Source organism: Pseudomonas sp. S2_A05 (genome assembly GCF_054668485.1).
In genome coordinates, this window is the sequence record NZ_CP162775.1 from 638,708 (window position 1) to 651,259 (window position 12,552).

The 12,552-nt window shown below is 59.1% G+C and carries 14 protein-coding genes; 13 read left to right on the forward strand and 1 reads right to left on the reverse strand.

What is annotated here, in order from left to right:
* The first annotated feature begins 3 nt into the window (after positions 1-3).
* From aroC to mtnC, 5 genes are all read left to right on the forward strand, one after another.
* Positions 4-1,095, forward strand: a complete 1,092-nt coding sequence (gene aroC, locus AB4O12_RS03010; RefSeq protein WP_024012223.1) for a chorismate synthase — start codon at positions 4-6, stop codon at positions 1,093-1,095.
* Between the two features lie 34 nt (positions 1,096-1,129).
* Positions 1,130-2,275, forward strand: coding sequence for an MFS transporter (locus tag AB4O12_RS03015; RefSeq protein ID WP_024012224.1), 1,146 nt, complete (start codon positions 1,130-1,132; stop codon positions 2,273-2,275).
* Entirely contained in the window at positions 2,272-2,898 is a 627-nt protein-coding gene (locus AB4O12_RS03020; RefSeq protein WP_095180814.1) for a methylthioribulose 1-phosphate dehydratase, read from the forward strand. The genes AB4O12_RS03015 and AB4O12_RS03020 overlap by 4 nt, the downstream gene beginning before the upstream one ends.
* A gap of 92 nt (positions 2,899-2,990) precedes the next feature.
* The gene (locus AB4O12_RS03025) at positions 2,991-3,536 is read left to right on the forward strand and encodes a 1,2-dihydroxy-3-keto-5-methylthiopentene dioxygenase (RefSeq protein ID WP_038861971.1); all 546 of its coding nucleotides are present in this window, start codon (positions 2,991-2,993) and stop codon (positions 3,534-3,536) included.
* Between the two features lie 4 nt (positions 3,537-3,540).
* Positions 3,541-4,224, forward strand: coding sequence for an acireductone synthase (mtnC, locus tag AB4O12_RS03030; protein WP_236169483.1), 684 nt, complete (start codon positions 3,541-3,543; stop codon positions 4,222-4,224).
* 175 nt (positions 4,225-4,399) lie between these two features.
* Here mtnC and AB4O12_RS03035 read toward each other — a convergent pair whose 3' ends face one another.
* On the reverse strand, positions 4,400-4,678 hold the full coding sequence (locus AB4O12_RS03035; RefSeq protein WP_016773780.1) for a DUF3509 domain-containing protein: 279 nt from the start codon (positions 4,676-4,678) through the stop codon (positions 4,400-4,402).
* A 385-nt stretch (positions 4,679-5,063) separates the two neighbouring features.
* On the opposite strand from AB4O12_RS03035, the gene AB4O12_RS03040 reads away from it, so the two are divergent.
* The 8 genes from AB4O12_RS03040 to AB4O12_RS03075 all read left to right on the forward strand — a co-directional run bounded on the left by AB4O12_RS03040 (position 5,064) and on the right by AB4O12_RS03075 (position 12,552).
* Complete coding sequence (locus AB4O12_RS03040) at positions 5,064-6,902, forward strand: long-chain-acyl-CoA synthetase (RefSeq protein ID WP_423664436.1); 1,839 nt, start codon at positions 5,064-5,066, stop codon at positions 6,900-6,902.
* Between the two features lie 94 nt (positions 6,903-6,996).
* On the forward strand, positions 6,997-7,515 hold the full coding sequence (locus tag AB4O12_RS03045; protein WP_150741359.1) for an ankyrin repeat domain-containing protein: 519 nt from the start codon (positions 6,997-6,999) through the stop codon (positions 7,513-7,515).
* Positions 7,516-7,674: 159 nt separating this feature from the next.
* The gene (locus tag AB4O12_RS03050) at positions 7,675-8,205 is read left to right on the forward strand and encodes a hypothetical protein (RefSeq protein ID WP_150741360.1); all 531 of its coding nucleotides are present in this window, start codon (positions 7,675-7,677) and stop codon (positions 8,203-8,205) included.
* A 71-nt stretch (positions 8,206-8,276) separates the two neighbouring features.
* Positions 8,277-8,468 (forward strand): PLDc N-terminal domain-containing protein, encoded by a 192-nt coding sequence (locus tag AB4O12_RS03055; protein ID WP_016773784.1) that lies wholly within the window; start codon positions 8,277-8,279, stop codon positions 8,466-8,468.
* A 241-nt stretch (positions 8,469-8,709) separates the two neighbouring features.
* On the forward strand, positions 8,710-9,585 hold the full coding sequence (gene speE / locus AB4O12_RS03060; RefSeq protein ID WP_016773785.1) for a polyamine aminopropyltransferase: 876 nt from the start codon (positions 8,710-8,712) through the stop codon (positions 9,583-9,585).
* A 289-nt stretch (positions 9,586-9,874) separates the two neighbouring features.
* Complete coding sequence (locus AB4O12_RS03065; RefSeq protein WP_252877746.1) at positions 9,875-10,108, forward strand: hypothetical protein; 234 nt, start codon at positions 9,875-9,877, stop codon at positions 10,106-10,108.
* Positions 10,109-10,317: 209 nt separating this feature from the next.
* Complete coding sequence (locus tag AB4O12_RS03070; RefSeq protein ID WP_003223226.1) at positions 10,318-10,665, forward strand: ribonuclease E inhibitor RraB; 348 nt, start codon at positions 10,318-10,320, stop codon at positions 10,663-10,665.
* Positions 10,666-11,142: 477 nt separating this feature from the next.
* Complete coding sequence (locus tag AB4O12_RS03075; protein ID WP_056784066.1) at positions 11,143-12,552, forward strand: circularly permuted type 2 ATP-grasp protein; 1,410 nt, start codon at positions 11,143-11,145, stop codon at positions 12,550-12,552.

Below are 12,552 nucleotides of genomic sequence, written 5' to 3' on the forward strand. Positions count from 1 at the left end.
TGCATGTCCGGCAATACCTACGGCAAGTTGTTCACTGTCACCACCGCTGGCGAAAGCCATGGTCCGGCGTTGGTCGCCATTGTCGACGGCTGCCCGCCGGGCCTGGAGATTTCCCTGGAAGATCTGCAGCGCGACCTCGATCGCCGCAAGCCTGGCACCAGCCGCCATACCACTCAGCGCCAGGAAGCCGATGAAGTCGAAATCCTCTCCGGCGTGTTCGAGGGTCGCACCACCGGTTGCTCGATCGGCCTGCTGATTCGCAATACCGACCAGAAGTCCAAGGACTACTCGGCGATCAAGGACCTGTTCCGCCCGGCTCACGCCGACTACACCTATCACCATAAATACGGCGAACGCGATTATCGCGGCGGTGGCCGCAGTTCGGCGCGGGAAACCGCCATGCGCGTGGCGGCCGGTGCGATCGCCAAGAAGTATCTGGCCAGTCAGGGCATCGTCATTCGCGGTTACATGAGCCAGCTCGGCCCGATCGAAATTCCGTTCAAGACTTGGGATTCGGTCGAAGAAAACGCCTTTTTCAGTCCTGACCCGGACAAGGTCCCGGAGCTGGAAGCGTACATGGACCAGTTGCGCCGCGATCAGGACTCGGTCGGAGCGAAGATCACCGTGGTCGCCGAAGGCGTGATGCCGGGTCTTGGCGAACCGATTTTCGACCGCCTCGACGCCGAACTGGCCCACGCGCTGATGAGCATCAACGCGGTCAAAGGCGTGGAGATCGGCGCCGGGTTCGCCTGTGTCGCCCAGCGTGGTACCGAACACCGCGATGAACTGACGCCGGAAGGATTCCTCAGCAACAACGCCGGCGGCATCCTCGGTGGCATCTCGTCCGGCCAGCCAATCGTTGCGCATCTGGCATTGAAACCGACCTCGAGCATCACCACCCCGGGCCGCTCGATCGACGTGAATGGCAACCCGGTCGACGTGATCACCAAGGGTCGTCACGACCCCTGCGTCGGCATCCGCGCGACGCCGATCGCCGAAGCGATGATGGCCATCGTGCTGATGGATCACCTGCTGCGCCACCGTGGGCAGAACGCCGATGTGCGCGTGAGCACGCCGGTGCTGGGCCAGCTCTGATGACTGCGCTCAAAGCCGTCGCGGCATAACCGGCGTGGCGGCGCTTCCTTACTGGCGGCTGTCCAGTTTCTATCTGTTCTATTTCGCCTTGCTCGGATCGACAGCGCCGTTTCTGGCGCTGTACTTCGATCACCTCGGCTTCAGCGCCGCACGCATCGGCGAGCTGGTGGCGATTCCGATGCTGATGCGCTGCGTGGCGCCGAACATCTGGGGCTGGCTCGGCGATTACACCGGCAGGCGTCTGGCCATCGTGCGCTTTGGTGCGGTCTGTACGTTGCTGACCTTTTCGCTGATTTTCGTCAGCCAGACCTACGCCTGGCTGGCGATGGTCATGGCCCTGCATGCGTTCTTCTGGCATGCAGTGCTGCCGCAGTTCGAAGTCATTACCCTCGCGCATCTGCAGGGGCAAACATCGCGCTACAGCCAGATTCGCCTGTGGGGCTCCATCGGTTTCATCATCACAGTGGTAGTGCTGGGGCGGCTGTTCGAATGGCTGAGTCTGGACATCTACCCGGCTGCGCTGGTGCTGATCATGGCCGGTATCGTTCTCAGCAGCCTGTGGGTGCCGAATGCGCAGCCCGCGCAAGGCAATCGGCCGACGGGTGAGGGCTTCCTCAAGCAATTGCGTCATCCCGGCGTGCTGGCGTTTTATGCTTGCGTCGCGCTGATGCAGGTCAGCCACGGGCCGTACTACACCTTTCTGACTCTGCACCTTGAACGCCTCGGTTACAGCCGTGGCGTCATCGGTATGCTCTGGGCCGTGGGTGTGGTGGCGGAAGTGCTGATGTTCATGGCCATGAGTCGCATTCTGGCGCGCTTTTCCCTGCGCCGGGTGCTGCTGGCGAGCTTCCTGCTGGCGGCGTTGCGTTGGGTGCTGCTCGGTTCGTTTGCGGAGTTTCTCTGGGTGTTGTTGTTCGCCCAGGTGTTGCATGCAGCGACATTCGGCAGCTTTCATGCGGCTGCCATCGCTTTCGTGCAACGTAGTTTCGGCGCCCGCCAGCAAGGCCAGGGCCAGGCGCTGTATGCGGCACTGGCCGGCACCGGCGGGGCGCTCGGCGCGCTGTATTCCGGCTACAGCTGGAATGCCCTCGGCGCAACATTGACCTTTAGTATTGCCAGTCTCGCAGCGCTTGCCGCTGCCGTTATCATTGCCACATGTATGCAAGAGGACAGGCCATGAGCCTTAGTCGTGAACAGCTCGCCCAGCAGATCGTTGACGCCGGGCGTTTTCTATATGGCCGTGGCTGGTCGCCAGCCACCAGCAGCAACTATTCGACACGCCTGTCGCCGAGCGAAGCGCTGTTGACCGTATCGGGCAAGCACAAGGGCCAGTTGGGTGTGGATGACGTGCTCGCTACCGATCTGTCCGGCAATAGCCTGGAGCCGGGCAAGAAACCCTCCGCCGAAACCTTGCTGCACACCCAGCTCTACCGCTGGCGCGCGGAAATCGGTGCGGTGCTGCACACCCATTCGGTGAATGCCACGGTGCTGTCGCGCCTGACCCCGGAAGATTTCATCGAATTTGAAGACTACGAATTGCAGAAAGCCTTCAGCGGCATTTCCACCCACGAATCACGGGTGCGTGTGCCGATTTTCGACAACGATCAGGACATTGCGCGCCTCGCCGCCAAGGTGCAGCCTTGGCTCGACGCCCATCCTGATTGCGTCGGTTATCTGATTCGCGGTCATGGCCTCTACACCTGGGGCGCGCAGATGAGCGACGCGCTGCGGCAGATCGAGGCTTTTGAATTCCTGTTTGAATGCGAGTTGAAAACCCGCAGCGTCATGAACCGCCAAGGCTGAATTCATCTGAAACAGCCTGTTTGCCTGATGCCATGCGGCGCCCGACCGGTCTTCAAGAGCCGGACGGCGCCGCCGCTACCGAGGAATTGCCCATGAGCAGCCTGTCCGTTTATCACGTTTCCAGCCCTGAGATTCCCAATAAGGTGCTGACCCATTTCGAAGATATCGCCTCGACGCTGGCCGAGCAGGGCGTGCGTTTCGACCGCTGGCAGGCCGCCGCGAAGATTCAGCCCGGCGCCAGTCAGGAAGAGGTCATCAGCGCTTATAAAGAGCAGATCGACAAACTGATGACTGAGCGCGGTTACATTACGGTCGATGTGATCAGCCTCAACAGTGATCATCCGCAAAAAGCCGAGCTGCGCGCCAAGTTCCTCGAAGAGCACCGCCATGGCGAAGACGAAGTGCGATTTTTCGTCGCCGGTCGTGGCTTGTTTACCCTGCATATCGACGATTACGTCTATGCCGTGCTTTGCGAGAAAAATGATCTGATCTCGGTTCCCGCCGGCACCAAGCACTGGTTCGACATGGGCGAGCATCCGCATTTCGTGGCGATCCGTCTGTTCAACAACCCGGAAGGCTGGGTTGCCAATTTCACCGGCGAAGACATCGCCGGTCGTTTCCCGCGTCTGGAGGACTGAAACCGTGTCGATCAAAGCCATCCTCACCGACATTGAAGGCACCACCAGCGCGGTGAGTTTCGTCTTCGACGTGCTGTTTCCCTACGCCGCCGAACATTTGCCCGACTTTGTGCGCCAGACCGCATCGCGTGCTGATGTCGCCGAACAGCTCGACGCCGTGCGCCGCGACAGCAACGAGCCGCAGGCCGATGTTGAGCGGGTTGTTGAAATCCTCTTGAGCTGGATCGCTGAAGACCGCAAAGCCACGCCGCTCAAGGCGTTGCAAGGCATGGTCTGGGCGCAGGGCTATCAGGCCGGGCAGCTGAAAGGGCATGTTTATCCGGATGCTGTTGAAGCGCTGCAACGTTGGCATGCGGCCGGTTATCAACTGTTTGTTTACTCATCCGGCTCGATCCAGGCGCAGAAACTGATTTTCGGTTGCTCGGAGGCGGGGGATCTGACACCGCTGTTCAGCGGCTATTTCGACACCACATCAGGGCCGAAGCGTGAGGCGCAGTCCTACCGCAACATTCAGCAGGCAGTGGGTGTTGAAGCCGATGAAATCCTGTTCTTGTCGGACATCGTCGAAGAGCTCGACGCTGCCCAGTCAGCCGGCATGAAAACCTGTGGCCTGGCGCGTGAAGGCGGAGAGTTGGCAGGACACGTGACGGTGGACAGCTTTACCGGGATCGAACCGGAAGCGTTCTGACCATTGCACGCATCCCTGAAGGAGCTGTCGAGTGAAACGAGGCTGCGATCTTTCGATTTACGCATGAAATCAAGATCAAAAGATCGCAGCGTGCCGCAGCTCCTAAAAAAATCATGCGCACATAAAAACAGGCCGTGAAGCGCATGCTCCACGGCCTGTTTTTGTTTAAAGCCAATTACAGCGAGTGATAGGTCGGCAGAGCAAAACGCTGCTGGCTCTGCAGCATCGCAATTTGCGGCAGCTCGCTGGCTTGTTCGGCCAGGTCGCGGCGGATCGCGCTGATCGCCCACGACAGTTGGTCACCGGCATGCAGTTGCTGATACGAGAGGGCGCGTTTGAAGACTTTGCCGTCGCTGCTACGCAGAGTGAGCAGGATGCCACCGTCAGGACGCGGGGCAGTGCTGACTTCGTAGTTGGAGAACAGCGATGTAAATTTTTCTTGAATCAGGCTCATGTCATCAGCTCCGTATGTACTTGAATGGCAAGCATGCGGAGGTAGTTGCAGCGTTTGTGCCAGCATTGCTTCTAATAAAAACCCTTTAAAATCAATAATTTAAATGCATTGCATTTTGCAGGCGTCGTGCAATATGCATGAATGGCCATCGTGCATCCTGCATTTTGCGTGATTTTTCTCCGTACAACGGAACCAAACGTCCGTACCAGAATCCGCTCTTCCCCGGAGGCGCGACGGGATACAAATCATTGCAAAAACCGCGTGTACAGCCCCGCGAGCACTGACGTACTTTCCTTCTCGACCCACGGCGTAAACGCGTCGGTCGCAGTCATTACCCGATAACAAGAACAGCGGTCTGCACGTCAAGATCGAACGGGGAGCTTTCATGCGTCACGCACCAAGCGACACGATTACCTGGGGCATGATGCTCCGCAAACTGCCGATGATCGCCAAGGCCATCCCCCGGGTGGTCAAAGGCATGAAGGTGGCCAACGTCACGGATCCGACCCAAACGTGTGGCCTGGGCTGGACGTTCGAGCAGGCGACGCTGCGCAATCCCGATGGTGTGGCGTTATTGCAGGGCGACGTGGCGTTGACCTACACACAGGTCAACCAGTGGGCCAATCGCATTGCGCATTATCTGAGCGAGCAAGGTATCGGCAAAGGCGATGTGGTCGCGGTGTTCATCGAGAACCGTGCGGAATTACTGGTGACAATCCTGGCGCTGGCCAAGCTCGGCGCGGTCAGTGCGCTGCTCAACACCTCATTGATGCGCGACACGCTTGTTCACAGCATCAATCTGGTTGCGCCTGTGGCCATCGTGGTCGGGGAAGAACTGACCGCTGCCTATGCCGGCGTGCGTGATCAGGTAGCGATCGCAGCGCCCCGCACCTGGTTTGTCGCTGATCAGGACACATACAGCCACCCGGGCATCGCGCCCGAGGATTACGTCAATCTGATCAGCGCCAGTGCTGACGCCAGCAGCGATAACCCGCCGAGCAGCGCGCAAGTATTCTTCGACGATCCGTGTTTCTACATCTACACCTCCGGCACCACCGGTCTGCCCAAGGCCGGGGTTTTCAAGCACGGACGGTGGATGCGCAGTTCGGCGAGCTTCGGCATGATCGCCCTCGATATGCGCCCGGATGATGTCGTTTACTGCACCTTGCCGCTGTATCACGCCACAGGTCTGTGCGTGTGTTGGGGATCGGCGATCAACGGCGCCTCGGGTTTCGCCATCCGCCGCAAATTCAGCGCCAGCCAGTTCTGGAATGATGTGCGCCGCTATCGCGCGACCACCATCGGCTATGTTGGCGAATTGTGCCGCTACCTGGTCGAGCAACCGGTCAGCGTCGATGACAGCCGTCACGATGTGCGCAAGATGATCGGCAATGGCCTGCGTCCTGGTGCTTGGGCCGAGTTCAAATCACGTTTTGCGGTGGAGCATATCTGTGAGCTGTACGCGGCCAGCGACGGCAACATCGGTTTCACCAACATCCTCAATTTCGACAACACCGTCGGGTTTTCCCTGATGGCCTGGGAACTGGTCGCTTACGACCATGACAGTGGCGAGCCGTTGCGCGGCGAAGATGGTTTCATGCGCAAGGTCGGCAAGGGCGAGCAAGGCCTGCTGCTGGCGCGGATCGACGACAAAGCGCCGCTGGACGGTTACACCGATCCGCAGAAAACCGCGCGCGTCGTCCTCCACGATGTGTTCAACAAGGGCGATCGCTTTTTCAACACCGGCGACCTGCTGCGCAACATCGGTTTCGGCCACGCGCAATTTGTTGATCGCCTCGGCGATACCTATCGCTGGAAGGGTGAAAACGTGTCGACCACCGAAGTCGAGAACCTGTTGCTGCAACATCCATTGATTGCTGAAGCCGTGGCCTACGGTGTCGAAATCCCCAACACCAACGGGCGCGCCGGAATGGCCGCCATCACTCCTGCGGAATCCTTGGCCACGCTGGATTTCGCTGAATTGCTGAGTTTCGTCCGGCAACGTATGCCGGCTTATGCCGTGCCGTTGTTCCTGCGGGTGAAAGTGAAAATGGAAACCACCGGCACGTTCAAGTACCAGAAGACTCGCCTGAAAACAGAAGGCTTTGACCCCGGGCTCACAGGCGATGACCCGATCTTCGCCTGGCTGCCCGGCAGCGAAACTTACGTGCATGTCAGTGAGCAAATCCTCGCTGAAATTCAACAGGGCAAACATCGGTATTGAGCGTGGCTATCGGGACGCTCGGAAAAAACCGAGTGACAGGCACCGTCGCGCTCGGGAAACTGTCGGCTTCCGATAGACCGAAATGGAGTGCCACATGTCTGACCAAAGCCGCCAGATGACCCCTGAGGAAGCTGCCGAATTCACCGAGCAGGTTTTCAACAAGGCGCGCGACGGTGATGCCGAGATGCTTGATCGCCTTGTCTCCGCCGGACTGCCGGTGAACCTGAAAAACAGCAAGGGCGACACCCTGTTGATGCTCGCCAGCTACTACGGCCATGTTGATGCGGTGAAGGTTCTGCTTAAACACAAAGCCGATCCGGAAATGCGTAATGGCAACGGCCAGAGCCCGATTGCCGGCGCTGCGTTCAAAGGCGATCTGGCGGTGGTCAAGGCGCTGGTCGAGGCGGGCGCCGAGATTGAAGGTTCTTCCTTCGACGGCCGCACGGCGCTGATGATGGCGGCGATGTTCAACCGCGTTGAAATCGTCGATTACCTGATCGGCCAGGGTGCTGACCCGAGAGCCAAGGACGCCAATGGCGTGACCGCGCTGGATGCGGCGCGGACCATGGGTGCAGTCGATACCACTGCGCAGCTGGAAAAGTTGTTGGCCTGATAAACGATCAAAAGATCGCAGCCTGCGGCAGCTCCTACACTTGATGCGTTCGCCAAGTGAACGCAGGACCTGTAGGAGCTGCCGAAGGCTGCGATCTTTTGCTTTTTCTGCGCTATTCTTCGCGCCCGAAATTCTACTGTCACTACAGGATCCGCCCTCATGAAAGCCGCACTCGTCGAACTCATCAGCAAAATCAGCTCCGGCTGCATGGGCGAGGACGAGATCCTGAAAGTGGCCGACGAAGCCGCGCAGGCCTACGCCGATGCCAATGCTTTTCTGGCCGCCAATCCGGACATCAACTACGACGACACATTCCCGATCCCGCTGGGTGAGTGGGTAGTGGTCGGCAGCCTGCCGGAAACTGTGCTGTTCCAGGCCGATACCTATGTCGATCTGTTCGCACAAATCGTTGCTTCGTTTGGCCCCGGTGTGGATTTCAACCTCAAGCCCAAACAACTGGCCAAGACCGAAGCACTGACCGCACTCAACCGCATCCAGGTGCAGATGAGCAGCCTGAACAAGGAAAACGGCGGTTACACGTTGATGAACTTCAGCCAGTTGCTCGACGATGAGCTACAAATGGTCCTGGTCTACGGCAACGATGTGCCCCGCGTGCTGGAGTTATGCGCCGAGATTGGCATCGCCGCTGCGCCAGCGCTGGAAGCCTTGAAGGTCGCCGTTCACGTCTGAACGCAATAAAAGGGAACCCTGCGCGCGACCGTCTATCCTAAAAGTGCATGCCACTATTCTGGAGCGACACCATGGGTTCCACGTTTAACGGTCTGATCGGCCTGATCATCCTTGCCCTCGATATCTGGGCCATCATCAATGTGCTCAAAAGCGGCGCCTCCACCGGGATGAAAATCGTCTGGGTGTTGCTGATTATCCTCCTGCCGGTGCTGGGCCTGATCATCTGGGCTATTGCCGGGCCACGGGGTAACGTCCGGATCTGAGCTGAGTTTCGATCACACGGTCATCCCTGTGGGAGCGAGCCTGCTCGCGAAGACGTTGTGTCAGTCGCCATCACCGGCAACTGATACTCCGCTTTCGCGAGCAGGCTCGCTCCCACAGTGGTTTGCGCTGGTAAAAAACAACCGGAGGTTCGACCTGTCATCTTCGGCAACGTAGAATGCGCGCCTTTCCCGGGCAATCGTCCCCACGATGGCGCCCGCGCATTTATCGGAGCACTTGACCATGACCGTTACCAAGACCAGCGAGTACCTGGAAACCCTCTACGAAGGCTACGGCCAGCGTTTTCGCATGGAAAAACTGCTGCACGAAGTGCGCACCGAACACCAGCATCTGGTGATCTTCCAGAACCCGCGCATGGGCCGGGTGATGGCGCTGGACGGCGTGATCCAGACCACCGAAGCCGACGAATTCATCTACCACGAAATGCTCACCCACGTGCCGATCCTCGCCCACGGCACTGCCAAGCGCGTGCTGATCATCGGCGGCGGTGACGGCGGCATGTTGCGCGAAGTGACCAAGCACGCCGGCGTCGAGCACATCACCATGGTCGAAATTGACGGCACCGTGGTCGACATGTGCAAGGAATTCCTGCCGAACCATTCCGCTGGTGCCTACGACGATCCGCGCCTGAACCTGGTGATCGATGACGGCATGCGTTTCGTCGCCACCACCACTGAAAAATTCGACGTGATCATCTCCGACTCCACCGACCCGATCGGCCCGGGCGAAGTGCTGTTCTCGGAGAACTTCTACCAGGCGTGCCACCGCTGCCTGAACGAAGGCGGCATCCTGGTGACTCAGAACGGCACGCCGTTCATGCAAATCGACGAAGTCAAAACCACCGCCGGTCGCCTGCGCAGCCTGTTCCCGGACTGGCACTTCTACCAGGCCGCCGTGCCGACCTACATCGGCGGCTCGATGACCTTCGCCTGGGGCTCGACCAACCCGGCCTACCGCAAGCTCAGCCGTGAAACCCTGCAACAGCGCTTCATCGGCAGCGGCATTGTCACCCGTTACTACAATCCGGAAATCCACATCGGCGCGTTCGCCTTGCCGCAATACGTGCTGCAAGCGGTCAACAAGCCAAGCAACGACTGATCACTCTGAAGTCGCTCTGCAAGGGAGCTTTTGTGGTGAGGGGATTTATCCCCGTTGGGATGCGCAGCATCCCTGAACCGGCCGGCGCGGTGTATCCGTTAAACCGCAATGGACGGTCTTACGACTGCTGCGCAGCCGAACGGGGATAAATCCCCTCGCCACAGAAGTCCGCCCTATCGATCGGCTGGTTATTTTCACCGTTGGCGGCTGTAATCCTTTTGAACCAACTCTCGCGGAAAAAAGTCGAGATAGAGGTAAGCCCATTTACGGGTTGATCGAGGAGGCACTGATGCAAAAGTGGAAAGTCACTTTCGTGGATGATCACGGCGAAATTGTTGATGAAGTCTTCGAACGTGAGGAATGCCCGTCCGATGATGAAGCCGCCCGGCTGATCAAGGAGCGGCTTCTTCCGGTTGCCGCCCAGCTGGATCTCAACGACCTGCAAGGGCGCACCACCGATGCCGAGGTGAAAAACCTCAAGACTCAGAACGGCATCGAAATCCGCAGCATCACCCCTGTCTGAACACTTCCTGTCATCTCGTAAACCAGGCCTTGGCAGCGGCGCTCTCTTGGGGCTACTCTGCAAGCGAGATCAGCGAATGGATCGCTAAGGTCTGGTCTTGTCAGCTACATGCTTGTTTCCCGCGCGCAACCACGTTGCCGTAGTACTTAGGCCAAAAGGCCCGGGGCGGGAATACGGAAAGTCTATCCATCAATCGAGGGGGACGATTCATGAGCACAGCCTATCAAGAAGACATCAGCAGCAATGTTCTGCGCCGCATGAAAGAAGGCGGTTTCGATTTTTCCCGGTTCCATCCCATTGAGTTCTACGCGATTTTCCCGGACGAGGAGCGGGCGCGCAGGGCAGCAGGCAAATTTCGCGGTGAATCCATCAATGCCCAGGTCAGTGCGCGCGACGACGGCGCCTGGTCGCTGGAATTGAGCAAAGTGATGTACGCAACCTATGACGACATCGGCGATTTCGAGCAAGGCTTTTCTGCCGTGGTCGAACCGCTGGGCGGCATTATCGAGGGTTGGGGCGTGAAGCAGGAGGTGCGCAATCGTTACCGGTTGAATTGATATTGCGCATTGTTTGTCGGGCAACGGCTGACCTTCGGGTCGGCCGTTGTCGTTTCTGGCTTCTGCACATCGCAGTGGCAAAACCCTGAAACAAGAATCCCGGGCAAAAAAAAGCCACCGGAGAGGGTGGCTAAAAGGGAAGACGGGTGTGCAATAAAGTCCTGTCGGGACGGGGCTGCCAAGGCAGTTCAGATCAGTTGAGCTGACTACTTCGCGACGGCGTGCCGGGGAAGTTTTGCAGCGAATGCGCGGATTATCCGCAGTCGTGGCCGGGCAGTGAAATCAACTCTGACTATGCTGGTGATAGGCGATGCAGTGCGTCGCAATGAAGCGGGGGCAATCGGGCCGGGGCATTTGCCGCACAGGAATGGTGCGCAGCCTTCGGCGTGGATCTACAACCGATTGAAATCAAAGCGTTTATGCCGATGGCACGGGCCTTGCGAAGGCCTGTATGTCCGGAGTGACAAGGAGTACGGCATGATCCGCACCTATTTTGACGAGATGTACGATGCCGGCGGCCTGGTCCGCCCGCATTACCGGGAATTTGCCCGCTGGCTGGCCGAGACGCCCGACGAGCTGCTCGCGCAGCGCCGCCGCGAGGCCGATCTGCTGTTCCACCGGGCCGGGATCACCTTCACGCTCTATGGCGACGAGCAGGGCACCGAGCGCCTGATTCCGTTCGACACCATTCCACGCAGCATTCCTGCCAGTGAATGGCGGATTGTCGAGCGCGGCTGCATTCAGCGGGTCAAGGCGTTGAACATGTTTCTCGCCGACCTCTACCACGAACAGCGCATCATCAAGGCCGGGATCATTCCCGCCGAACAGGTGCTGGCCAACGAGCAATACCAGTTGGCGATGCAGGGCCTGGATCTGCACCGCGACATCTACTCGCATATCTCCGGCGTCGATCTGGTACGCGATGGCGATGGCACTTATTACGTCCTCGAAGACAACCTGCGCACACCCAGTGGCGTCAGCTACATGCTCGAAGACCGCAAGATGATGATGCGCCTGTTCCCCGAACTGTTCTCCGCCCAGCGCATCGCCCCGATCGATCACTATCCCAATCTGCTGCTCGACACCCTGAAAAGCTCAAGCCCGATCGACAACCCGAGCGTGGTGGTGTTGACGCCGGGTCGCTTCAACAGCGCGTTCTTCGAACATGCGTTTCTGGCGCGGGAGATGGGCGTTGAACTGGTGGAAGGCGCAGATCTGTTCGTGCGTGACGACAAGGTGTTCATGCGCACCACCGATGGCCCGAAAGCGGTCGACGTGATCTATCGCCGCCTCGACGACGCGTTCCTTGATCCGCTGGCGTTCAACCCGGACTCGATGCTCGGCGTGCCGGGGCTGCTGTCGTCTTATCGCTCCGGCAATGTGGTGCTGGCCAATGCCATCGGCACCGGGGTCGCGGACGATAAATCGGTTTACCCGTTTGTCACCGACATGATCCGTTTTTACCTCGACGAAGAGCCGATCCTGAAAAACGTGCCGACCTGGCAATGCCGCAACCCGTCCGAGCTGTCCCACGTACTGGCCAATCTTGCGGATTTGGTCGTCAAGGAAACCCAGGGCTCCGGCGGTTACGGGATGCTGGTCGGACCGGCCGCGACGACGGCGGAAATCGATGCCTTTCGCGAGCGCATCAAAGCCAAACCCCATGCCTACATTGCGCAGCCGACGCTGTCGCTGTCGACCTGTCCGACCTTTGTCGAAAACGGCATCGCGCCGCGCCATATCGACTTGCGTCCGTTCGTGCTGTCTGGCCGCGAAACCCGTGTGGTGCCTGGCGGTTTGACCCGTGTCGCGTTGCGTGAAGGCTCCCTGGTGGTGAACTCCTCCCAGGGCGGCGGGACCAAGGACACCTGGGTAGTCGAGGATTGA

What these genes read in the sequence shown, in the direction of transcription:
- AB4O12_RS03020 (WP_095180814.1), top strand. Translation starts at nt 2,272, where the DNA reads ATGAGCCTTAGTCGTGAACAGCTCGCCCAGCAGATCGTTGACGCCGGG.
- AB4O12_RS03070 (WP_003223226.1), top strand. Translation starts at nt 10,318, where the DNA reads ATGAGCACAGCCTATCAAGAAGACATCAGCAGCAATGTTCTGCGCCGC.
- AB4O12_RS03040 (WP_423664436.1), top strand. Translation starts at nt 5,064, where the DNA reads ATGCGTCACGCACCAAGCGACACGATTACCTGGGGCATGATGCTCCGC.
- AB4O12_RS03050 (WP_150741360.1), top strand. Translation starts at nt 7,675, where the DNA reads ATGAAAGCCGCACTCGTCGAACTCATCAGCAAAATCAGCTCCGGCTGC.
- AB4O12_RS03045 (WP_150741359.1), top strand. Translation starts at nt 6,997, where the DNA reads ATGTCTGACCAAAGCCGCCAGATGACCCCTGAGGAAGCTGCCGAATTC.
- speE (WP_016773785.1), top strand. Translation starts at nt 8,710, where the DNA reads ATGACCGTTACCAAGACCAGCGAGTACCTGGAAACCCTCTACGAAGGC.
- AB4O12_RS03065 (WP_252877746.1), top strand. Translation starts at nt 9,875, where the DNA reads ATGCAAAAGTGGAAAGTCACTTTCGTGGATGATCACGGCGAAATTGTT.
- aroC (WP_024012223.1), top strand. Translation starts at nt 4, where the DNA reads ATGTCCGGCAATACCTACGGCAAGTTGTTCACTGTCACCACCGCTGGC.
- AB4O12_RS03025 (WP_038861971.1), top strand. Translation starts at nt 2,991, where the DNA reads ATGAGCAGCCTGTCCGTTTATCACGTTTCCAGCCCTGAGATTCCCAAT.
- AB4O12_RS03055 (WP_016773784.1), top strand. Translation starts at nt 8,277, where the DNA reads ATGGGTTCCACGTTTAACGGTCTGATCGGCCTGATCATCCTTGCCCTC.
- AB4O12_RS03035 (WP_016773780.1), bottom strand. Translation starts at nt 4,678, where the DNA reads ATGAGCCTGATTCAAGAAAAATTTACATCGCTGTTCTCCAACTACGAA.
- AB4O12_RS03075 (WP_056784066.1), top strand. Translation starts at nt 11,143, where the DNA reads ATGATCCGCACCTATTTTGACGAGATGTACGATGCCGGCGGCCTGGTC.